Raw genomic sequence first — 20,737 nt, 5'->3', positions numbered from 1 at the left:
TGCGCGCCGGCGGCGATTTTTTTAATACTTCGCATCAGGGCGAAGTGGCTGCTTTGCGGCGAGCGATGTTGTGTTTTGCGTCAGGCTCCACAGAACCTGGACTAAAAAGCTATATCTGAAGCGCAAAAACATGTAAACAATTTATCAATAAAATGTTCTTATTTTATCGATGAGTTTACATTTCCGGGCGGATTATACGCGCCCATAAGGATCGTTATGACCGCAAAAAAAAGTGCGACCTCCGCGAACAGCGATGACATTACCGATGGCCGTATCGTGTCTTCCCGCCATCTGGTTTCTGAGCGCTGCGCGGAGCTGTCGGAGCTGGAATACGCGCTGATCATGACCAGCAACGCGTTTAACAAATGGATGGTGCGCTGTATGACCGCAGCCGGAGAGCCGGATATGGGGGCCTTTGACGTGTCGCTTCTGCATCACGTCAATCACCGTGACCGTAAAAAGAAGCTGGCCGATATCTGCTTCGTGCTGAACGTGGAAGATACCCATGTCGTGACCTATGCCCTGAAGAAGCTGGTCAAAGCGGGCTATGTCACCAGTGAGAAAGCCGGCAAAGAGCTTTATTTTTCGACGACAGAAGAAGGTAAGGCGCTGTGCATGAAGTATCGCGATGTGCGGGAAGCCTGCCTGATCAACATTCAGGCGGAAAGCGGTATTGCGGGGGCGTCTATCGGGGAGACCGCGCAGCTGCTGCGCACGATCTCCTCGTTGTATGACACCGCCGCCCGGGCGGCGGCATCACTGTGACTCAGGGACGTCTGAAAAGGGTGATACTGCGTCCCGGCAATTCATAATCAACGGCCGTGGTAAAGACCTCCCCGGTGGTCACGTCTTCAGCCGTTGATAATTCCAGGACCCAACCCCCTGTACCAAACTGCGGGATCTGGAACGGCACGACGCCCTCGAAAGGATTAAAGAGCATCAGGATATCGTGCCAGATGCCCTCCTCCTGCTGAAGGTCGGGCCGGCTGATCGCCACCCCCAGCGTGGCCCCTTCGTCCCACTGCTCAGACTGCTGCGGCCCGCCGCCGGCGTTGAACCAGCGGATCTCCAGCCCGTCGCGCCAGCTCTCGCGGCGCAGCAGGGGTTGCGCCGCCCGAAGCGCGATCAACCTTTGGGTAAATTCGCGCAGCGCAACGTCGTTTTCAGACATGCCGTTCCAGTCAATCCATGAGATCTCGCTGTCCTGGCAGTAGCCGTTATTGTTGCCTTTCTGGGTGCGCCCGAACTCATCGCCCGCCAGCAGCATCGGCGTGCCGTGAGAAAACATCAGCGTGGTAAGGAAATTGCGTTTCTGCCGCTCGCGGGTAGCGATAATGTTCGGATCTTCGGTTGGTCCTTCCTCGCCATAATTACAGGAGCGGTTATCGTTATGGCCATCGTTGTTCTCTTCCCCGTTATCGGCGTTATGTTTCTCGTTAAACGAAACCAGATCGTTTAGCGTGAAGCCATCATGGGCGGTGATGAAGTTGACGCTCGCCCACGGGCGACGCCCGCGCAGATCGTACAGGTCACCGGAGCCGAGCAGCCGCGCGGCAAAATCGGTCGAGACATTATCCCCCTTCCAGTATTCGCGAACGGTATCGCGATACTTATCGTTCCACTCGCCCCAGCCGGGCGGGAAGCCTCCCACCTGATAGCCGCCCGGGCCGATATCCCAGGGTTCGCCAATCAGTTTCAGCCGGGATAACACGGGGTCCTGCGACATCGCATCAAAAAAGCCGCCGCGCGGATCAAATCCTTCCGGTTCACGCCCCAGAATGGTACCGAGGTCAAAGCGGAAACCGTCTATATGCATTGATTCTGCCCAGTAGCGCAGGGAATCCATCACCATCTGCAGCACGCGTGGATGTGATGTATTTACCGTATTCCCGGTGCCGGTGTCGTTAATGTAATAGCGATGCTGATCCGGTAACGTGCGGTAATAGCAGAAGTTGTCGATGCCTTTGAACGACAGCGTTGGCCCCAGCTCATTGCCCTCTGCGGTGTGGTTATAGACCACATCGAGGATCACTTCGATGCCCGCGTCGTGGTACGCGCGCACCATATCCCGGAATCCCTGAATCCCCGCCGGGCCGTAATAACGCGACGCCGGGGCAAAAAAGCCCAGCGTGTTATACCCCCAGAAGTTCTTCAGCCCCCGGTCAAGCAAGTGCTGATCGTCCGGGAACCAGTGAACCGGCAGCAGTTCCACCGAGGTGATGCCCAGACTTTTAATGTAATCAACCGAGGCTTTATGCCCCATTCCCTCAAAGGTGCCGCGCAGCTCGGGCGGAATCGCCGGGTTTAGCTGCGTAAAGCCCTTAACGTGGCTCTCATAGACCACGGTATTGGGCCACGGAATGTCTGGCCGGTTGTTATCCTGCCAGTCAAAGGCATTGGGATCGACGACCTTACATTTTGGCGTAAACGGAGCGCTGTCACGGGTGTCAAAGCTCAGGTCTTTCTCTTCGTGACCCAGCTCGTAGCCAAAATGGGCGTCGTTCCAGTCGATGTTCCCGACCAGTTCGCGGGCATAAGGATCGACAAGCAGCTTGTGCGGATTAAAGCGATGACCATTCTCCGGATCGTAAGGCCCGTAAACGCGATAGCCATAAAGCGCACCTGGCTGCAGGTCGGGCACATAGCCATGCCAGACTTCGTGGGTATACTCCGGCATCTCAAGCCGAGCGATTTCCGTTTTACCGGAAGGATCGAACAGGCACAGTTCCACCCGCTCCGCATGGGCGGAGAAGAGCGCGAAGTTCACCCCACTGCCATCATAATTAGCGCCCAGTTGCTGGCCGTGACCAGACCGAATTTCAAACTTACTGTCCTTAGGCATTTTTATTTCTCCACGATTATTCGCAGGTAAGCAGTACCACTAAACATCCTGTTTCTGATGTCAAATCCAGAGTGTCTTGCAGAAGGCGGCTTTCGCCGGTAAACAGATCCCGGTAACGCTTTCCGGCCAGCTCGGCTGGCAGGGCTACCGTCGTGTTGGTCCACAGTTTTTCATTTGCGGTGACGTTAAAGACCAGACGCGGCACGGCAACAATCAGCGCCTCGCCATCCTTAACGCGGGCATAGGCAATCAGGTTCTCTTCGCGCTCGCCGGTCACCTTGAGCGGCAGCCAGTCGCCGTAGCGGAACAGCGCTGAATAGTGCGGTCTGAGGCGCAGCAGCGTGGCGGTGACATACTGCTTCACGCGGCCATCTCGCCAGCACTGCTCATGGTCAAATACGCTTGCATCCAGGGTGCTGAGATCCTGTACAAGCGTGGCGAAGTCCGGCTCGCGTCGGTTATCCGGATCGACAAGGCTGAAGTTAAGCGCTTCGCTGCCCTGGTAGATATCGGGTACGCCTGGTGCGGTCAGTTTGATCGCCGTCTGGCTCAGGCTGTTCATCAGGCCTGCGCGAATAAACGGCTGCAGGGTTTCACTGAAATCATGCAGGAACACAGTGTTATCCGGCGAGAGGAGATGCCGGACGTAATCCATCACCACGTTCTCATAGCTCTCGTTGCTGTCGATCCAGTCGGTGCGCTGTTTGGCCTCGCGCAGCGCTTTTTCGATAAAGCCCAGGAAGCGCGTTTCGAGCGATTTAAGGCCGTCGTGGTCATCCGGAGAGAGCGTGGCGGGCCACACCCCCGCCAGCGCCTGATAGATCATCCAGGTATCCGCGGCGTTCGGCGCGGTACCGTCATTGAGGAAACGCACCTGGGTCTGGTTCATCTTTCGCCAGCGCGCCAGGTTTTCTCCCCACTGTTCCGGCGCTTCGGTCAGGGTGTAAAGACGCGCCCGCGTATCTTCCCCCCGCTTGGTATCGTGGGTTGAGGTGCCAAGCAGCGCATCGGGCTGACGGGCCAGACGGATGCGCATTTCCTGATGAAAACGCGATATCGAGAAAGCGCGAGGCGTGGGATCGGCCCCCACCTCGTTCAGGGCAAGCTCCAGGTTGTTCCTGAAGAACAGCGTGTCTTCGACGGATTTCGCCATCAGCGGGCCGGTCAGCTGCTGGAAACGGGTTCTGAACAGCGTGGCGGCATCGCGGTCGCGCTCCGGGAGGTCGCCGGTAAGAATGTGCACAATCAGACTCAGCGCAGGTTCCGAAGTGTTAACGCTGGCAACCACGCGATTAAGGAGCACGACATCGCTCGGCGTTAAGCCCTCTGCGGTGCCGTAGGTGCGGTAGACAGGAAACGCGATCAGCAGCTCGCGCAGGGCATGGCGGATCTCCTCAACCGGGATCTCCGCGCTGTTGTGCTGTGCAAGCTCCGTTGCGATGGTAAGCAGCGTGGTGAATTCGCCTTCGAAATTGCGATCGGTCATCAGACCTTTGGCATCCCGCAATTCTGCGTGTCGATCAACCGTCGTGCCCAGCGTCTCTTCGTGGATTTTCTCCAGCCGCTCAAGGCTGTTGTCATCCACCAGCACCTCCGCCAGCGAGGCGATAAACTCGTACCCGGTGGTGCCCGATACCGGCCAGTCAGCGGGCAGTTGTTCACCTTTCGCCAGTATTTTCTCCACCGTGATGTAGCAGTCTGGCCCGGTCGCCTCACGCAGACGGTTGAGATACCCCAGCGGGTCTGCAAGACCGTCGATATGGTCAATGCGCAGGCCATCAACGATACCGGCGTGAACCAGCTCAAGGATCAGACGATGCGTGTCGTCAAACACCGCGTCATCTTCCACCCTGACACCCACCAGCCCCGTTATCTCAAAGAAGCGTCGCCATGAGAGCTGTTTGGGTGCCTCGCGCCAGGACATCAGCCGCCAGCTCTGCGCCTCGTGCAGCTCTGCAATGCTCTTATCTTCAGAGAAGGTGCCGGGGTTAAGCGGATATACCGCATCGTAATACACCAGCGATGCCTTATCGGTGACACTGTCACGCTGTAAGGTGATTGCCCCCTTCTCCAGTTCGCCCTCAAAGGTGTCGCCCAGGAACGGCAGCGTGAGCGGGCGCGACCAGTCGATATCAAAGTAGTGCGCATAGCGGCTCTGGCTGCCATGTTCGATCACGTCTCGCCACCAGCGGTTTTCCAGCGAGGTCGACATGTGGTTAGGGACGATATCAAGAATCAGCCCCATGCCCGCCTGTTTCAGCGCGGCCGCCATGCGATCAAAGCCTTCTCGTCCGCCAATGGCCGGATCGATCTCGTTGGGATCGGTCACGTCATAGCCGTGCGTCGAGCCGGACGTCGCCGTAAATATCGGTGAGGCGTACAGGTGGCTAATCCCGAGGTCTTTAAAATAGGGCACCAGTTCGACAACGCGATCGAAGGTCATGCCATTGCGAAACTGAATACGGTACGTGGCGGCAGGGATCATAACGATGCTTCTCCTTCAGCAAAGCGGACAACGACGCTGTACGGGGGCAACGCGTCGCCCGGTTCGGGCCAGGCAAACAGCGTCTCGCCGGGAATTTCGGGCAATGCAGCGGACGTATCTGCAATATTCAGCGCCAGAGAAAGCGTCCCGGACGGGAAGCGCCAGCTTACCGCCACCATGCCGGGAGCCGTCTGCACCACGGTGCCCTCAACGGTACCGCCCTGGCGAAGTAACGGCACGATATGAGCATGGCGCAGGGTAAGCAGGTTGCGCGTAAAGCGTAGCCACGTCTTGCCCTCATCCGTCGCCACGTTATTCCAGTTGATTTTTGAGCGCATAAAAGTGTTCAGATCGTTCGGATCCGGGACGGTCTCATCATGTCCCGAGTGGCCAGAAAACTCTTTGGCGCGCCCTTCCCGCACGGCTTTCGCCAGGTCGCCATGGAAGTCGGTGAAAAATAAAAACGGATGGGTTTCGCCAAACTCTTCGCCCATAAACAGCAGCGGAATATGCGGTGAAAGCAACAGCGCGGCCAGCAGAACGCGGGTTTTTTCCGGCCCTGCCAGGGTGATAAGCCGCTCTCCCTGTGCGCGGTTGCCGGTTTGATCGTGGTTTTGAATAAAATCGACGAAGAATTGCGGCGGCTGGCTGCGGCAATCCACGCCGCGCGGTTCGCCGGTCTGGAGAGATATCTCGCCCTGGTAGACAAACCCTTCCGCCAGCGCGCGGGCGAATTTTTCCTCAGGCCGATCCGCAAAGTCCTGATAGTAGGCATGCGTTTCGCCGGTCGCAAAAACGTGAGCGGCATTGTGAAAATCATCGTTCCACTCGGCGGTAAAGCGTGGCGTTTCGCCTTGCGCATCCCGGGGATGCAGAAAAATCACGTTGCGGCTGTCTTCGGTGGTGAGATGAATATGCCGGTCAGGAATCACCTCCCGAATGCGGTCGGCAATCTCTTCCAGTACAGGGGTTTCAGACGGGTCGTGGATCTGGTCAATGGCATCAAAGCGTAAACCGTCCAGATGATATTCTGTCAGCCAGTAAAGCGGCGCGTCGACAATGTATCGCCTGACCGCCTCGGTCTGGTAGGCAATACCGTTGCCCCACGGCGTCATGCGCTCCGGGTCGAAAAAGGCAGGCGACAGCAAAGGCAGGTAGTTACCTTCGGGGCCGAAGTGGTTAAGGACGATATCCAGCACCACCGACAACCCCAGCCCGTGCGCGGCATCGATAAAGGCGTGGAAATCTTCCGGCGTGCCGTAGGCCGAGTGCGGCGCATACAGTAATACGCCGTCGTATCCCCAGCCGCGCGCACCGCCAAACTGCGAGACGGGCATCACTTCAAGCTGCGTCACACCCAGTTCCACCAGGTAAGGCAGCTTATCAATCGCTGCAAGGAACGTGCCCTGCGGGGTGAAGGTGCCGATATGAAGTTCGTAAATCACCGTCTCTTCCCACGGGCGTCCTTTCCAGTCAGGGTGAGCGTGAGGATAACGCCCCGAATCGATGACAATGGAAGGTCCGTTAACATCCCCTTTCTGGGCTCGCGAAGCGGGATCGGGAATGGCCATGCCGTCCTGCAAAACAAACTGATACTCTGTCCCGTGCTTCACATCCGGTACGTCGACCTGGAACCAGCCATGCCCTGTCGCCACCATGGGAATATCGGTTTCCGTAAGACGCAGCGTGAGATCCTGTTGTCCTTCAGCCCAGACGCGAAAACGTACGACGTCAGAGGAGATAAACTCAGCGCCCCAGCGTGTGTGAAATGTCCTGAATTCCATTTATTGTCCTCGATTGACCCTAATTTACGCCCAACGAAGTACAAGCTTAGTTCAGGAATGGAAGAGTGTTACGGCGGGCGTACGTTAACCGCCCATACTGCGGGGTTTAGGCTTTTTGGCGAGGGAATATAGATTTATCTGATTTTCCGCGTTTTGCCCGTCCAGGTCGCATTTCCGGCTACGCTTGAAATTCATCACTAAGGAGGCCGATATGACGACAGGAACTAACCCCACTTTGCATTACCCTCGCCCGCCATTTGTGGAACAGCCACAGCAGGCCCCCGGACTGGCATCAGAAATGAAGCCTATTCCGGATCATGGTGAAACCAGCTATATCGGTTCTGGCAAACTGGAAGGGAAAAAAGCCCTCATCACCGGCGGTGACTCTGGTATCGGGCGCGCGGTGGCTATCGCCTATGCGCGTGAAGGTGCTGACGTCGCGATTGGCTACCTTCCTGAGGAAGAGTCCGACGCAGCGTCGGTGATTGCCCTGATTCAGGCAGAGGGTCGTAAAGCCGTCGCCATTCCGGGCGATATTCGCGTTGAGTCGTTCTGCGATACGCTGGTTGAAAAGGCCGTGGCGGAGCTGGGCGGGCTGGATATTCTGGTCAATAACGCAGGCCGTCAGCAGTACTGTGAATCGATTGAAGATCTCACAACCGCCGATTTTGACGCGACGTTCAAGACTAACGTTTACGCGCCGTTCTGGATCACCAAAGCCGCGCTGCGTCATCTAAAAGAGGGGGCGGTTATCATCAATACCTCTTCCGTTCAGGCCTTCAAACCGAGTGAGATTCTGGTGGATTATGCCCAGACCAAAGCCTGCAACGTGGCGTTTACTAAGTCTCTCGCTAAGCAGCTTGGGCCGCGCGGTATTCGGGTAAACGCCGTGGCACCGGGTCCGTACTGGACGCCCCTGCAGTCGAGCGGCGGCCAGCCTCAGTCTAAGGTTCAGTCTTTCGGCAAAGACACGCCGCTGGGGAGACCGGGCCAGCCTGTTGAAATCGCCCCGCTGTATGTCCTTTTTGCCTCGGATACCTGCTCCTATGCCTCTGGCCAGGTCTGGTGTTCGGACGGCGGCACGGGCGTAGCGTAATTACGCCTGAGCAAGCGTGGTTAAGAATTTCTTCAGCACTTCAGAGCGAATGAAACGGTGACAAATCAGCGTCAGTTCGCTCTCTTTAATGCGATCGAGGATATCGATATAGACCACGTTTTCAACGCGTAACGTCCTGGCTGATGCGGGAAGCAAGGCGATACCAAACCCCGCGGACACAAGGCTCACCACGGTAGGCACATCGCTCGCCTGTTGAACCACGCTGGGTTGGATCCCTGCTCCGGCACACACATCATTGAAATACTGCTCCAGCCCCATGCCCTGCGGATCGCGCAGGGCAATCCATTTCTCCCCTTTAAGCGATGCCAGCGTCAGCGCAGCGGACGTTGCCAGCGGATGTTCGCTGTACAACGCCAGAATGCTTTTCTCCCCGGCAAAATGAATGCTCTGCAAATCGTCAGGAAGCGCGGGCAGCGGCGCGCGAACAATCGCCACGTCCAGATCGTTACGCTGAATTGAGGCATAAAGGTTCTGCACATTTCCGGTCGTCATGGAAAGCGTGACGTTAGGCCACCGCGCATGAAAATGACGAAGCACGGCAGGCAATTTCGCCTCGAACATCGCGCTGGAGACGCATCCCAGATTCAGTATGCCCTGCTCGCCTCTGGCGGTTTGCCTGGCATCCAGAATGGCCTGCTCTGTCATGGCGATGGCCAGCCTGGCTTTGGTCAGAAAGGCCTCCCCGGCGGGCGTAAGCGTCAGCCGCCGGTTAGCCCGGCTAAAGAGCGTGACGCCCAGCTGCGTCTCAAGGGACTTAATCTGCTGGCTGAGCGCCGGTTGCGCCATGTTCAGGCGTTCTGCGGCCCGGTGCATGTGTAGCTCTTCAGCCACCGTAATGAAATGACGCATCAAACGAAATTGCATAAAGCCACCCCGTAAACCAATCGATAATGAATTTCATATCAAAATAGCAGTAATGATGCAATTGATAGAGATTATTAATCCCCTGACAATGGAGGCATTCACTCAAGGGAGGACAGTATGGAAAAGCCAGTCAACGATCTCAGAAGCGCCATCGCATTACTGCAACGCCACGAGGGGCAATATATTGAAACCGACCATCCGGTTGACCCCAACGCCGAACTGGCGGGCGTCTATCGCCACATTGGCGCAGGCGGCACGGTAAAACGCCCTACGCGCATTGGCCCGGCAATGATGTTCAACAGCATCAAGGGCTACCCGGATTCCCGCATTCTGGTGGGGATGCATGCCAGCCGGGAAAGAGCGGCGCTGCTGTTAGGGTGTGAACCCTCCGAACTGGCGAAACACGTAGGCCAGGCGGTAAAAAAACCGATTGCCCCGGTAGTCGTCCCGGCAGCCCAGGCACCGTGTCAGGAGCAGGTATTTTACGCTGACGATCCTGATTTCGATCTCCGCAAGCTGCTGCCTGCGCCCACCAACACGCCGATTGATGCCGGTCCGTTTTTCTGCCTTGGGCTGGTGCTGGCAAGCGATCCGGAAGACGCTTCGCTGACCGACGTGACCATTCACCGTCTTTGCGTGCAGGAGCGCGATGAGCTTTCGATGTTCCTTGCCGCCGGGCGACACATTGAGGTCTTTCGTCAGAAAGCCGAAGCGGCCGGTAAGCCGTTGCCGGTCACCATCAATATGGGGCTGGACCCGGCTATCTATATTGGCGCGTGCTTTGAGGCACCGACCACGCCGTTTGGCTATAACGAGCTGGGCGTGGCGGGCGCGTTACGCCAACATCCGGTTGAGCTGGTCCAGGGCGTGTCCGTCAATGCAAAAGCCATTGCTCGCGCCGAGATCATCATTGAAGGCGAACTGTTGCCGGGCGTGCGCGTCAGGGAAGATCAGCATACCCATACCGGCCATGCGATGCCGGAATTCCCCGGCTACTGCGGTGAAGCGAACCCCTCCCTGCCGGTCATCAAGGTTAAAGCAGTGACCATGCGCCATCAGGCCATCCTGCAAACGCTGGTCGGCCCCGGGGAGGAACATACCACGCTTGCCGGTCTGCCTACCGAAGCCAGCATCCGTAACGCCGTGGAAGAGGCCATTCCGGGCTTTCTGCAAAACGTCTATGCGCACACCGCGGGCGGCGGGAAATTCCTCGGTATTTTACAGGTGAAAAAACGTCAGCCCTCGGACGAGGGGCGTCAGGGTCAGGCGGCGCTGATCGCGTTAGCCACCTACTCTGAGCTTAAAAATATTATTCTCGTGGATGAGGACGTGGATATTTTCGACAGCGATGACATTCTGTGGGCCATGACGACCCGGATGCAGGGCGACGTCAGCATCACCCATCTGCCCGGCCTTCGCGGACACCAGCTGGATCCGTCTCAGGCCCCCGACTACAGCACCTCGATCCGTGGCAACGGCATTACCTGCAAGACGATATTTGACTGCACGGTCCCCTGGGCGCTGAAATCCCGGTTCGAGCGTGCACCGTTTATGGAGGTTGATCCGCGCCCGTGGGCGCCCGATCTGTTTAAATCCTGACAGCCCTCTTTCTTCACCCCGGATGGGGTGAAGAAACGCACGCGAAAATTGCTGCTTTCCCGCCTTTCTTGTACCCTTCTCTTCGTTGCTTTCCCCCACACTTTTTAAGACATCCGGACGCGCTATGACTGCACACGTTTCGAAAGACCCTCTCCACGGCGTAACCCTGGAAATGCAGGTAACCGCGCTGGTTGCGCGCTACGGCTGGAACGAATTAGGCAATCGAATCAAAATTAACTGTTTCAGAAAAGATCCCAGCGTCAAATCGAGCTTAAAATTTCTGAGGCGTACCCCGTGGGCGCGCGCCAAAGTGGAAGCGCTGTATCTGGACTCACTCAATGACGATGACGTTGAACCACAGCCTGAGCCAGCCTTTAATCCCTGGGCCAACAGCCGGATAACGAAGAGCTAATACATCCATGACACAACATGTAAAACGGATTGGTGCGCTGGTGGGTTGTGCACTTTTACTTGTTAGTTGCGCCTCAAAACCACCGAAATCACTGGTTACCCCACTCCCGTCGGCGAATAAACCGACGCCCCGGACTCATGAACCGATGCGCGGGATCTGGCTGGCGACGGTCTCCCGACTTGACTGGCCGCCGGTATCGTCGGTAAACACCCTCAATGCCGATCAGCGCGTTGCACAGCAAAAACGGGCGCTGACGGATAAGCTCGACAAGCTCCACACCCTCGGCATTAACACCGTCTTTTTCCAGGTGAAGCCCGACAGCACCGCGCTCTGGTCATCTAAAATCCTGCCATGGTCAGACACCCTGACAGGGAAAATTGGCGAATACCCCGGCTACGATCCACTGCAGTTTATGCTGGACGAAGCCCATAAGCGCGGTATGAAAGTTCACGCCTGGTTCAATCCTTACCGGGTATCCACCAACGTAAAACCGTCAACCGTTGCCGAACTCAACCGCACCGCATCGCTGCACCCTTCCAGCGTCTACGTGCAGCACCCCGAGTGGGTACGCGTTTCCGGCGATCGGTTCGTGCTCGACCCCGGCATTCCTGAGGTCAGGGACTGGATAACCCAGGTAGTGTCCGAGGTGGTCGCGCACTATGCCATCGACGGCGTGCAGTTTGATGATTACTTTTATACCGAAACGCCCGGCTCAACCCTGAATGACGCGCAGACTTACCGGCAATATGGTCAGGGATTCAGTTCGAAAGCCGACTGGCGTCGTCACAACACCCATCAGCTTATCGTTCAGGTCTCCAGAGCCATTAAGCAGCTTAAGCCGGACGTTGAGTTTGGCGTAAGCCCGGCAGGCGTGTGGCGCAACCGTTCGTACGACCCGGCCGGGTCCGACACGCGCGGGGCGGCGGCTTATGATGAGTCCTACGCTGACACGCGTCAGTGGGTGCAGCAGGGGCTGCTGGACTACATTGCACCGCAGATCTACTGGCCATTCTCGCGGGATGCGGCGCGCTATGACGTGCTGACAAAGTGGTGGGCCGACGTCGTAAAACCGACCCATACTCGCCTGTATATCGGCGTTGCGTTCTATAAGGTGGGCGCACCGTCCAAAAAAGAGCCAGACTGGACGGTGAATGGCGGCGTGCCGGAGCTGAAAAAACAGCTCGATTTGAACGATTCGCTGCCTAACGTCAACGGTACCATTCTGTTCCGCGAAGACTATCTCAATCAGCCTCAGACGCAGGACGCGGTGACGTACCTCAGGGGCCGCTGGGGACGTTAAGACAAAAATTAAGCCAAAAAAGGCAGGCAGAAACGTCCTGTTTCTGCCTGAGTTGATTAGGGTTTAGGCCCGAACATCGCCTCCAGCTGTTTCTCGTCCGGCATTCCTACCACCTGCTGTAGCTCGTTATCGGCGTTGAGATAATAAATCGCGGGCGTGGCATTCGCCCCGAGGCTGTCCATTAACTGCTGATGCTGCTGTAACAGCGCAACGGTCTCACGCGACGCCTTGCCCTCGTTTTTCGGTAATTTTTTGCCACCGGAAAGCTCATACTCTTTCCAGGCGTTGACCGGGTCACTGGCATTGAGGATCAGGGACGCGTTACGCCCGCTTTGAGGATTGAGAAACGCAACCAGCAGCGTATTCAGCTGAACCTTGTCCGCCTTCACCCACGGCTGCGCGGCAGACCAGAAGGCTTTGCAGTACGGACAGAACGGATCGGCGAACACGAATACTTTGCGCGGCGCGGTATCCGCCCCCTCTTTCAACGGCTGCGCGGCGTTCAGCTTCTTCCACATCTCCCGGCCCAGCGGAGCGTAGATCTCCTTCTGGAAATAGTCCTCGCTGAGGTTTTTGCCCTTATCATCATACAGATAACCGGAAATCACGTGCCTGCCGTCGGGCGTTAAAAAGAGGGTCACGCCCATATCCTGATATTGCCCAAGCCAGGCCGGTGCCCCACCGGGGGCATCGATTTTCTTGATGATCGTAATGTTTTGCTGCTCGCTGAAGTGCTTAACCACCTCCGGCACGGCCTCAGCGGCCTGCGTCAGGCCGGATGCCATCAGCAGTGAAAGTAACAGTCGTTTTTTCATTTTCCTCTCCGGAGTGCGTCGCTGACGATTTCATCGAATTGTTCATAGGGAACCCAGCCGGGCAACAGGACATCACCGATGAGCGTTGCGGGCGTACCCTGAATACCGAGTTTTTCCGCAATCAACAGGCTGCGTTTGATCGTAACCAGGCTTTCGTCATCCGGGGCCGTGATGTTGACCCCCGCCCGTTTCTGGGCCTCCTGAATACTGGCGTCGTCGTGGTAACCCTTTTTCGCCATCAGAGTATCGTTAAATTTCATAAATTGCCCGGGATGGCTGCGCCAGAGGGTTAAGGCGTCACGAGCCGCCGTAACGGAACTCTCAGCGCGGTATGGCAGAAACTTATACACCACTGCCACCTCCGGATGTTTTTCTACAATCTTTTCCAGATAAGGATCGAATTTTTTGCAGTAGGGGCAGTTGTAATCAGTGAACACCACCAGCGTCAGCTGAGGTTTTGTAGCCCCGATGCGCGGGGAATTCGGATCGTTAAACAAGAAGTCAAAGACGATCTTCTGCGCGCGCTGCTCCTGCGCCTGCTCCGGCGTAAGCGCATCTGCGGCCATCGCCTGAACGGAGGTAAAAAGCAGCAGCAGCGTAATCACTAATTTTTTCATCATGTTAACCTTTGGCGTTATTCAGCGTGGCGATCAGGTCGCGTTTATCGAGCAGCGGCGAGAGGATCACGCCGTCGGGCTTGCCGGGGCCGGAAATCTCGTTGAACGGGATGGCGTAGCGGTTTCGTCTGGCGAGGAAATCGGCAATCAGCGGCGAAGGCTTGCTCCAGTCACCGCGCAGGGCCACCACGTCCGGCTCACTCAGGGCGGCAATCACCTCAGGCTGATTTAAAACCCGATGTTCGTTGACCTTGCAGGTCACGCACCAGTCGGCGGAAATGTCCACGAACACGCGTTTCCCCTGCGCCAGCGCGCGCTGAATAGCCTCCTCGGTTAAGGGTTGCCACGGGATCGCTGCTCGGCTGGCCTCGCTCCGGGAAGCAGGCTCAGCGAGCACCAGCCCACGCAGCTGGTAGCCGCCAAAGACTGCCAGCGACATCACCACCAACCAGAAGATCGGCGCGTTTTTTTGCCCAATTCGGGCGTAAATCACGATCGCTACCACGATCATGACAAGCATGATGACGTGGTTTATAACGTTACCTAAATGCTGCTGGAGCAGCGTCGCCAGCCAGAGACTGGACGCCAGCATCATCGCCCCGAGAATGATCTTGAGCGTATTCATCCAGCGACCCGGATGTGGCAGCAGCATGGCGGTTTTCGGGATCAGCGCGACAAACAGCCACGGCAAGCTCATCCCCACGCCAAGCATCAGGAAGATCAGCCACAGCGTCGGCAGGGGTGACGCCAACGCAAAGGCCACGGCGGTCCCCAGGAATGGCGCGGAGCACGGCGTGGCGAGCAGCGTGGCGAACACGCCCTCACAAAAACTGCCCGTTAAGCCTGAGCCACCCGCCGTTGCCAGCCGACCGGCTGCGGCAGAAGGCAGCAGCATTTCAAACGCGCCAAACAAATTCATCGCAAAAATGAATGTCACCGCGACCATCAGGCCGATAAACCAGGGATTCTGGAACTGAATGCCCCATCCGAGCGATGCGCCGGTCAGCTTCAGGGCCGTCACCATCGCGGCCAGCAGCGCAAAGGAGGTCAGAATACCGGCGGTCGTCGCCAGGAAACGTACCCTGATCTTGCGCCTGTCGGAGCCAGCGTGCAGCACGCTGCTCAGCTTCATCCCCATAACCGGCAGTACGCAGGGCATCAGGTTCAGGATCACCCCGCCGAGCAGTGCAAAGGCCAGCATGCTGAAGAGGTTCGTCGAACGGCCCTGAGCGGCGGGTTCCGCGCCCACGGTCATCACGGTTTCCTGAGCCTTGTCGCCGTTGGTCAGCACAAACGACAGTTTTTTTCCCTCAAGCGTAGCGGGCTTATCTCCCCACTCATCGGTCACCGGCACCGTGACGCGCAGCTGATTGCCGGTGTGCTTAATCACCGGCTCGCCGGGCAGGATATCGCCCTCCAGCGGGTCAAAGTAGATCCCAGGATTATGCCACTCGCCGTCCGTCGTGCCCGTCACCACCAGTTTGTCGCCGGATAGCCAGGCCTCAAGATGGGAAGAAACGCCCGAGTCCCCCGGTATGGCGCGCATGGCATCGTCAAATGCGTCCTGGAACCCCGCATCAACGGGCGCGTTGAAATCCAGGTGCAGCTTGTAGTCCGTCAGCAGACAGACATTGCTACAGGTAGAGAGCGTCAGCGTGCCATCCAGCGTGTCGCTGTTCAGGCCGGTCAGGGTCATCGGGATGACGACTTTATCGTGGAAACCCTGGGTGGTCAGGCCCGAGATGTCAAAGCGCGAGGGAACGGGCCAGTGCCAGGTGTCCTGGACGCCTTTCGGCCAGTTAATTTGCGGGGCAACGCCGCCCTCGCCCGGCGAACGCCAGTAGGTTTTCCAGCCGGGCTGCAGCTCGACGGTAAGTAATGCCACTGTGTCGTGCTGGCGCTTTTCCGCCTGGACGCGAACCCGGGCGTGATCGTTTTGTGGGGAGGTTAACCAGCCTGTGTCTGCCGCATGGGCGATGCCAATGCAGGACAGCAACAGGAGGACAAAGCCCCTGAAGACGTTAAACATGTTTTACTCCGTGATTAGTGAAAATTATCGTGTGGTCACGATGTTTTCACTCACGGAAGACGCAGTTTTTGAGGTGTATTCGGGGAGGCGGGGCCTGAACAGGCTGTTCCCGGTAAACCCACGCACGCGCCTGGGTAACCAGATACAGCAGCGCGAAGAAAATCACGATGGCGGGCAGCGCGCCGTCGAAGAACAACGGCTGGGCGCACAGCAGTGAGTGTGCGCCAAGCTGACACGGTGATGGGCCAGACTGCTCTGAGTCGGAGGTGTTATCCGCCCCGTCAGTCATCAGTACCGTTTGCGCCTGCTGATCCAGCCCCTGCAAAAAATGGTTGAGATAGACCGCCCGCTGAACCAGGCAAAGCGCCATCGCCAGACAGGTGATTATCAGAAGCCATTTACCGAGAAGCGGACGGTTGCGCATAAGTTTCCATAATGATTGAACGCTTGGATCATAAACGATAGCGATGAATCTACAAGCCCCGGTGTGTAAGGTTTTGTCTGGCGACGCGTTTATGTACGCGTCAGCGCATCATATGCGGCCAGTGAATGTCCCCTACGCCGTTCAGCTGAGGGCGGGCAAACAAGAACCCCTGGAAACGGCGAATGCCCGCCGATTCGAGCCAGCACCACTCTTCCAGCTTCTCGATGCCTTCCGCCACCAGGGTGATTTCCAGATCGGTGCAGCAACTGACAATCGATTTCACGATGGCCTGCTTCGGGCCGCTAAGGTGGATATCGCTGACAATCTCGCGGTCGATCTTGAGTTTATCCGGCTGGAATTTCGTCAGCAGTGACAGCCCGGCATACCCGGAGCCAAAATCGTCAATTGCCAGACCAATGCCCTCTGCCCGGAGCTGTTTGATGGCGCTGTTAAACTGGTTGAAACCGGAAATGATCTCGTTTTCCGTCACCTCAATCACCACCTGCTCCGGCTGAAGCCCGTGGATCTTAATTTGATCCACCAGAAATTCGACCGCGCCGGGCACTTTGACGAGTGACATGGGCAGCAGGTTCACGGCGATTTTATGCCCGCCTATTCCCAGCTTTTCCGCCAGCGCAAACGCATAAGCTTTTGTCTGGAGGTCAACTTCGTAGATTTTTTCCGGATCGAGCGTCTGAAAGAAATGTTCCGGGCTGCCGCCGTCGTTGCCGCGTATCAGGGCCTCGAGGGAGCTGATTTTACCTTCGGCAGGCTCCACGATCGGCTGGAGAGCAAACTGGCAGGACTGATCGGCCAGCAGGCCCACGTCGGTGGCAAACGGGGCGCGCTCCCGGGACAGCGTCCATTGGCTGGCATCAAATGTCGTGCCGGGATTTGCCGTCCCTTTTCGGTTTATAAATGACTGGATGAACTTAAAGACCCGGTCCCCGGAGGCGAGATAGCTTTCCAGCTTGCTGTAGTGCAGCACCGACTGGAGAACGTCCTTCGGGGATTGCACCTGCAAATTAAACAGCAACATGCCGACATGCTCGAACCGTCTGCGCGGACCATAGTCACGCATCAGTTCCACAACATCGCAGTGGCGTTTGTCCTCCCGAATCTTGAGGAAAAGCGTAACGACGCTCTCTTCCTTTCCTTCAAGGATTTGCAGAATTTCATGCCCGCTGGAGAGCAAAATGCCGGTGATGTTCAGACCCGTATTGCGGATCTTAGCCTGCTCAACCAGCGTGCCCAACTGAGCGGCATCACAGGATGAATGTAACCGGCTTCGATAAATGAGTGTAGTCAGCACAGCAACGGGTCCCGATAGTTAAGAAACGCTGAAAGCGAAGCTCCAGCATACTGCAAGCGGCTGAACTAATACATATACATAAGTCAGGCAAATGTTTAATGACTTTTCGCCGGCTCGCTCAGCGTATCAATGCGCCCCTGCATATAGCTGTAGAACGGATTAGAGGTGACGCGCATCAGCGCCTCTTTACCCACGCTCAGCACCGAGGTTTCGCCCCACAGCGCAATGGTCCCGAGGCTGATGCCATAGCGGTTCTTCACCTCAGGCTGACGGCCATAGAGATCGTCATCCGGCGGGAACGGCACCGCCACGTGCGACAGCGAGTAGACGTCTTGCGGGTAAGGCAGCGACAGCGCCACGGACGTTTCAGCCGTACGGCCTGCTGGCGTGGTTTTCGCCACGGTATTGAAACTGTGCGGGCCGTCATTCGTGATAACTGTGACAGTGTAACGCCTTACTGCCGGAGGCAGGAGTTCAGAGACAGCGGTCCAGGACGAGGGTTTGAACAGTGGACGGAAGCTCGCGGCCTGGTTGATGTCAAACATCACCAGCTCGCTGCCGTTAGCCGGAAGCCGATCGAACAATTCGGTCACCACGGCGAGGGTACTGACCGTGGAATCCATCACCGACTGAAACGCCAGCACGGGCGGCAGTGCATCAAGCCTGTTCTCTTTGCTGGCGCGGGTCAGCTGCTGCTGCAGAGCCTGGGTCAGCAGCCAGGACTGACGCGCGGCGTTAACCGGAAACGAGTTGTATTTATAAGGATTATATTCCGGCGCTATGTTAAGCCAGGCCGCCTTGGCAAAGGCGGGGAGCATTGCCGGTAGCCCGGCTAATCCGGCAAATCGGGCAAACGCGGTCACGCCAATCATCGGCGACAGCAGGACCAGTTGCTGGGGTTTACGAAGCTGCGGGTTGTCCAGCGCGTCGAGGGCGTATTTCATCGCCAGCGCCCCGCCGTTGGAATAGCCCACCAGATGCAGCGGAACATCGCCACCAAGACGGGTAGCCTCACGCACGGCAAGGCGCGTGGCGGCCAGCCACATCTCCCAGTCCACATTCGTCAGCGCGCCGGGGGCCGTGCCGTGACCGGGCAGACGCGGCACCACCGCCACAAAGCCGTGCTGCTGGTAGCGAATGGCCAGATGCCTGACGCTATAGGGCGAGTCCGTCAGCCCGTGCAACAGCACGACGGCTCCGCGAGGCTTCCCGGCAGGCATCAGAACCATGGAACGGTTGGCATCAGGGGTGAACTGCCCGGGCCAGACAAGGCTCTGGCGGGCGTAGCGGTTAAGCGGCGTGCGCTCTGTCGCGTCGGTCTTCGACGTTACCTCGGCATCCAGGCTGGCGAAAATGGCGTTTTCGCGGGTGAGGTACTGCGCAAATGTGGCCTTATCCATCTCAGGGGCTGACAACTCATCGGCGCGCCAGGTATGCCAGAGATGCAGCGCCGGGCCTTGCTGCGAGAGATAAACCCGCACCGCGAGGAGCACAATCAGCACGATCCCCAGCACCAATGCCACTTTTTTTGCAAAAACGATCAGACGCACGCTGACACGCCAGGGCAAATTCGCCATGCCGATATCCCTTTGATAATCACAGTTTTACTATCTTAACAAAAAAGCGAAACGTCTGGAGTATTGATGAGGTGTATGAAAGGCGGATGAGAGACAGGAAAAAGCCGGGCATCGCCCGGCTCTGACTTAGTTCAGCGTGTAATCAAGGGTGATTTCCGCTTTCAGCACCTGCGATACCGGGCAGCCAGCTTTGGCTTTCTGAATGATGCCGTCAAACTGCTGAGGATCGATGCCAGGCACCGTGACTTTGCTTTTCAGCGCGATTTTGCTGATTGCGAAACCACTGTCGGTCTTGTCGAGCGACACGTCCGCCGTGGTGTCAATGGAATCCGCCGTGTAGCCGCTTTCGCCCAGCATCAGCGACAGCGCCATGGAGAAACAGGCCGCGTGTGCCGCGCCAATCAGCTCTTCCGGGTTTGTGCCCTTTTCCCCTTCAAAACGGGTATTAAAGCCGTAAGGTTGCTGGTTAAGGACGCCGCTCTCTGTGGAAACCGTCCCTTTGCCGCGCTTAATGTCGCCAGACCAGTGTGCTGAACCGTGCTTATGAATCGTCATTCTTGCTCTCCTTTTGGCTTACAAAGAGATAAGTATAGGACGCTACGCGTTTTCTGCAGGAAAGACAGACGAGTCTGACAGGGGTGCCAGATATGCAGCCAGCGCATCGAGGAACACCCGCTGCGCGGCGGGCTGGTAGTCACGCGACTGATAAATACCGAAAATCCCGATCGCTTTGGGCGTGTAGGCGCTCAGCACTGGCACCAGTTGCCCCGTCTGTAAGACGTCTCGCGCCTCACGCTCCGGCAGCATCGCAATGCCGCAGTGGTTAATGGCCGCCTCCATCAGCAGCGACGAAATGCTGGCACTCAGATTGCCGCTTACCGCTGTTGAAACCAGCTCCCCCTGTGGGCTGACAAAGCGCCACGACTGCCCGGCGAAAAAGCTGTAGTGCAGGCAGTTGTGCTGCATCAATTCCTCAAGCTGTTGCGGCGTACCCGCCTCTGCGAGATAACGTGGAGAGGCGCAGAGTACCGAATCGCACTCCCCCAGCCGGCGGGCGATCATGCCTGGCTCAGGATTATCGGTGATGCGGATCGCCACATCGATACGCTCGCCCACCAGGCTTACCGGATGGTTGTTGACATCCAGCTCAATACGCAACTGGGGATAACGCGCCAGCAGCCCGGGTAGCACCGGCGAAATGATTTGCATGGCGGTAAAATGCGCGCAGGCCACCCGCAGCGTGCCCGCGGGGGAATCTTTCGCAGACTGATCCTCAATCTCCTGGGAAATTTGCGAGAGCGTGCGGGTTTTTTGCAGCACTTTTTCACCCGCCGCCGTCAGCGTCAGTTTGCGGGTTGAACGGTTAACCAGCCGTGTTCCCGCCCATTTTTCCATCTGCTCCAGATAACGGCTCACCATCGGACGGGAGATCCCCAGCGCACGTGCCGCCGCGCTCAGGCTCCCCAGTTCGCAAATGCGGTTATAGACCTGAGCGGCAATAACGCGATCCATCTTATGCTCCATCTGCTCGATTTATGAAACTAAGCATGTCTTGTTTCA

At 57.3% G+C, this 20,737-nt stretch carries 17 protein-coding genes; 5 read left to right on the top strand and 12 right to left on the bottom strand.

Going from position 1 to position 20,737, the window contains the following annotated elements:
- The first annotated feature begins 216 nt into the window (after window positions 1-216).
- Window positions 217-765 carry a winged helix DNA-binding protein gene (locus ACWKX3_RS05055; RefSeq protein ID WP_006175310.1) on the top strand — a complete coding sequence of 183 codons (549 nt, stop codon included), beginning with the start codon at window positions 217-219 and terminating at the stop codon, window positions 763-765.
- Window position 766: 1 nt separating this feature from the next.
- Here the strand turns inward: ACWKX3_RS05055 and glgX are convergent, their stop codons facing one another.
- The 3 genes from glgX to treZ are packed head-to-tail and all read right to left on the bottom strand — an operon-like array spanning window position 767 to window position 7,111.
- Window positions 767-2,842, bottom strand: a complete 2,076-nt coding sequence (glgX, locus tag ACWKX3_RS05050; protein ID WP_337285331.1) for a glycogen debranching protein GlgX — start codon at window positions 2,840-2,842, stop codon at window positions 767-769.
- 16 nt (window positions 2,843-2,858) lie between these two features.
- Window positions 2,859-5,327 carry a malto-oligosyltrehalose synthase gene (gene treY, locus ACWKX3_RS05045; protein ID WP_454541381.1) on the bottom strand — a complete coding sequence of 823 codons (2,469 nt, stop codon included), beginning with the start codon at window positions 5,325-5,327 and terminating at the stop codon, window positions 2,859-2,861.
- Window positions 5,324-7,111 carry a malto-oligosyltrehalose trehalohydrolase gene (gene treZ, locus ACWKX3_RS05040; protein WP_454541380.1) on the bottom strand — a complete coding sequence of 596 codons (1,788 nt, stop codon included), beginning with the start codon at window positions 7,109-7,111 and terminating at the stop codon, window positions 5,324-5,326. The genes treY and treZ overlap by 4 nt, the downstream gene beginning before the upstream one ends.
- 211 nt (window positions 7,112-7,322) lie before the next feature.
- On the opposite strand from treZ, the gene ACWKX3_RS05035 reads away from it, so the two are divergent.
- The gene (locus ACWKX3_RS05035) at window positions 7,323-8,207 is read left to right on the top strand and encodes an SDR family oxidoreductase (RefSeq protein WP_042319827.1); all 885 of its coding nucleotides are present in this window, start codon (window positions 7,323-7,325) and stop codon (window positions 8,205-8,207) included.
- On the opposite strand, the gene ACWKX3_RS05030 is transcribed toward ACWKX3_RS05035, so the two are convergent.
- A complete protein-coding gene (locus tag ACWKX3_RS05030; protein WP_006175323.1) occupies window positions 8,208-9,092 on the bottom strand; it encodes a LysR substrate-binding domain-containing protein in 885 nt (294 codons plus the stop codon).
- A gap of 117 nt (window positions 9,093-9,209) precedes the next feature.
- Between ACWKX3_RS05030 and ACWKX3_RS05025 the strand changes: the two genes are divergently transcribed.
- From ACWKX3_RS05025 to ACWKX3_RS05015, 3 genes are all read left to right on the top strand, one after another.
- The gene (locus ACWKX3_RS05025) at window positions 9,210-10,691 is read left to right on the top strand and encodes a UbiD family decarboxylase (protein WP_446187259.1); all 1,482 of its coding nucleotides are present in this window, start codon (window positions 9,210-9,212) and stop codon (window positions 10,689-10,691) included.
- Between the two features lie 124 nt (window positions 10,692-10,815).
- Window positions 10,816-11,103: a VF530 family protein gene (locus ACWKX3_RS05020; protein ID WP_454541379.1), complete on the top strand. Its 288-nt coding sequence runs from the start codon at window positions 10,816-10,818 to the stop codon at window positions 11,101-11,103.
- Window positions 11,104-11,110: 7 nt separating this feature from the next.
- Window positions 11,111-12,403, top strand: a complete 1,293-nt coding sequence (locus ACWKX3_RS05015) for a glycoside hydrolase family 10 protein (RefSeq protein ID WP_088209114.1) — start codon at window positions 11,111-11,113, stop codon at window positions 12,401-12,403.
- A 56-nt stretch (window positions 12,404-12,459) separates the two neighbouring features.
- Here the strand turns inward: ACWKX3_RS05015 and dsbG are convergent, their stop codons facing one another.
- The 8 genes from dsbG to ACWKX3_RS04975 form a co-directional block, all read right to left on the bottom strand.
- Window positions 12,460-13,218, bottom strand: a complete 759-nt coding sequence (dsbG, locus tag ACWKX3_RS05010; protein ID WP_454541378.1) for a thiol:disulfide interchange protein DsbG — start codon at window positions 13,216-13,218, stop codon at window positions 12,460-12,462.
- Window positions 13,215-13,835 carry a DsbA family protein gene (locus tag ACWKX3_RS05005; RefSeq protein ID WP_454541377.1) on the bottom strand — a complete coding sequence of 207 codons (621 nt, stop codon included), beginning with the start codon at window positions 13,833-13,835 and terminating at the stop codon, window positions 13,215-13,217. The genes dsbG and ACWKX3_RS05005 overlap by 4 nt, the downstream gene beginning before the upstream one ends.
- Window positions 13,836-13,839: 4 nt before the next feature.
- Entirely contained in the window at window positions 13,840-15,864 is a 2,025-nt protein-coding gene (locus ACWKX3_RS05000) for a protein-disulfide reductase DsbD family protein (RefSeq protein WP_454541376.1), read from the bottom strand.
- Between the two features lie 46 nt (window positions 15,865-15,910).
- Complete coding sequence (locus ACWKX3_RS04995) at window positions 15,911-16,288, bottom strand: hypothetical protein (protein WP_454541375.1); 378 nt, start codon at window positions 16,286-16,288, stop codon at window positions 15,911-15,913.
- Between the two features lie 100 nt (window positions 16,289-16,388).
- On the bottom strand, window positions 16,389-17,600 hold the full coding sequence (locus ACWKX3_RS04990; protein WP_454541374.1) for a diguanylate phosphodiesterase: 1,212 nt from the start codon (window positions 17,598-17,600) through the stop codon (window positions 16,389-16,391).
- Between the two features lie 95 nt (window positions 17,601-17,695).
- A complete protein-coding gene (locus tag ACWKX3_RS04985; protein WP_454541373.1) occupies window positions 17,696-19,177 on the bottom strand; it encodes an alpha/beta hydrolase in 1,482 nt (493 codons plus the stop codon).
- Window positions 19,178-19,303: 126 nt separating this feature from the next.
- Window positions 19,304-19,732, bottom strand: coding sequence for an OsmC family protein (locus ACWKX3_RS04980; RefSeq protein ID WP_006175342.1), 429 nt, complete (start codon window positions 19,730-19,732; stop codon window positions 19,304-19,306).
- Between the two features lie 42 nt (window positions 19,733-19,774).
- Window positions 19,775-20,689 carry a LysR family transcriptional regulator gene (locus ACWKX3_RS04975; protein WP_454541372.1) on the bottom strand — a complete coding sequence of 305 codons (915 nt, stop codon included), beginning with the start codon at window positions 20,687-20,689 and terminating at the stop codon, window positions 19,775-19,777.
- Window positions 20,690-20,737: the final 48 nt, after the last annotated feature.

The sequence above is a fragment of the Enterobacter sp. UPMP2052 genome, assembly GCF_053709675.1.
The sequence above is the reverse complement of the archived record's forward strand: the minus strand, read 5'-3'. Positions and strand labels throughout refer to the sequence as shown.

Excerpts from the sequence above, each read along its gene's own strand:
- glgX (WP_337285331.1), bottom strand. The coding sequence starts at position 2,842 with ATGCCTAAGGACAGTAAGTTTGAAATTCGGTCTGGTCACGGCCAGCAA.
- treZ (WP_454541380.1), bottom strand. The coding sequence starts at position 7,111 with ATGGAATTCAGGACATTTCACACACGCTGGGGCGCTGAGTTTATCTCC.
- ACWKX3_RS05055 (WP_006175310.1), top strand. The coding sequence starts at position 217 with ATGACCGCAAAAAAAAGTGCGACCTCCGCGAACAGCGATGACATTACC.
- dsbG (WP_454541378.1), bottom strand. The coding sequence starts at position 13,218 with ATGAAAAAACGACTGTTACTTTCACTGCTGATGGCATCCGGCCTGACG.
- ACWKX3_RS04980 (WP_006175342.1), bottom strand. The coding sequence starts at position 19,732 with ATGACGATTCATAAGCACGGTTCAGCACACTGGTCTGGCGACATTAAG.
- ACWKX3_RS05025 (WP_446187259.1), top strand. The coding sequence starts at position 9,210 with ATGGAAAAGCCAGTCAACGATCTCAGAAGCGCCATCGCATTACTGCAA.
- treY (WP_454541381.1), bottom strand. The coding sequence starts at position 5,327 with ATGATCCCTGCCGCCACGTACCGTATTCAGTTTCGCAATGGCATGACC.
- ACWKX3_RS04975 (WP_454541372.1), bottom strand. The coding sequence starts at position 20,689 with ATGGATCGCGTTATTGCCGCTCAGGTCTATAACCGCATTTGCGAACTG.
- ACWKX3_RS05030 (WP_006175323.1), bottom strand. The coding sequence starts at position 9,092 with ATGCAATTTCGTTTGATGCGTCATTTCATTACGGTGGCTGAAGAGCTA.
- ACWKX3_RS05015 (WP_088209114.1), top strand. The coding sequence starts at position 11,111 with ATGACACAACATGTAAAACGGATTGGTGCGCTGGTGGGTTGTGCACTT.
- ACWKX3_RS05020 (WP_454541379.1), top strand. The coding sequence starts at position 10,816 with ATGACTGCACACGTTTCGAAAGACCCTCTCCACGGCGTAACCCTGGAA.
- ACWKX3_RS05005 (WP_454541377.1), bottom strand. The coding sequence starts at position 13,835 with ATGAAAAAATTAGTGATTACGCTGCTGCTGCTTTTTACCTCCGTTCAG.
- ACWKX3_RS05000 (WP_454541376.1), bottom strand. The coding sequence starts at position 15,864 with ATGTTTAACGTCTTCAGGGGCTTTGTCCTCCTGTTGCTGTCCTGCATT.
- ACWKX3_RS04995 (WP_454541375.1), bottom strand. The coding sequence starts at position 16,288 with ATGCGCAACCGTCCGCTTCTCGGTAAATGGCTTCTGATAATCACCTGT.
- ACWKX3_RS05035 (WP_042319827.1), top strand. The coding sequence starts at position 7,323 with ATGACGACAGGAACTAACCCCACTTTGCATTACCCTCGCCCGCCATTT.
- ACWKX3_RS04985 (WP_454541373.1), bottom strand. The coding sequence starts at position 19,177 with ATGGCGAATTTGCCCTGGCGTGTCAGCGTGCGTCTGATCGTTTTTGCA.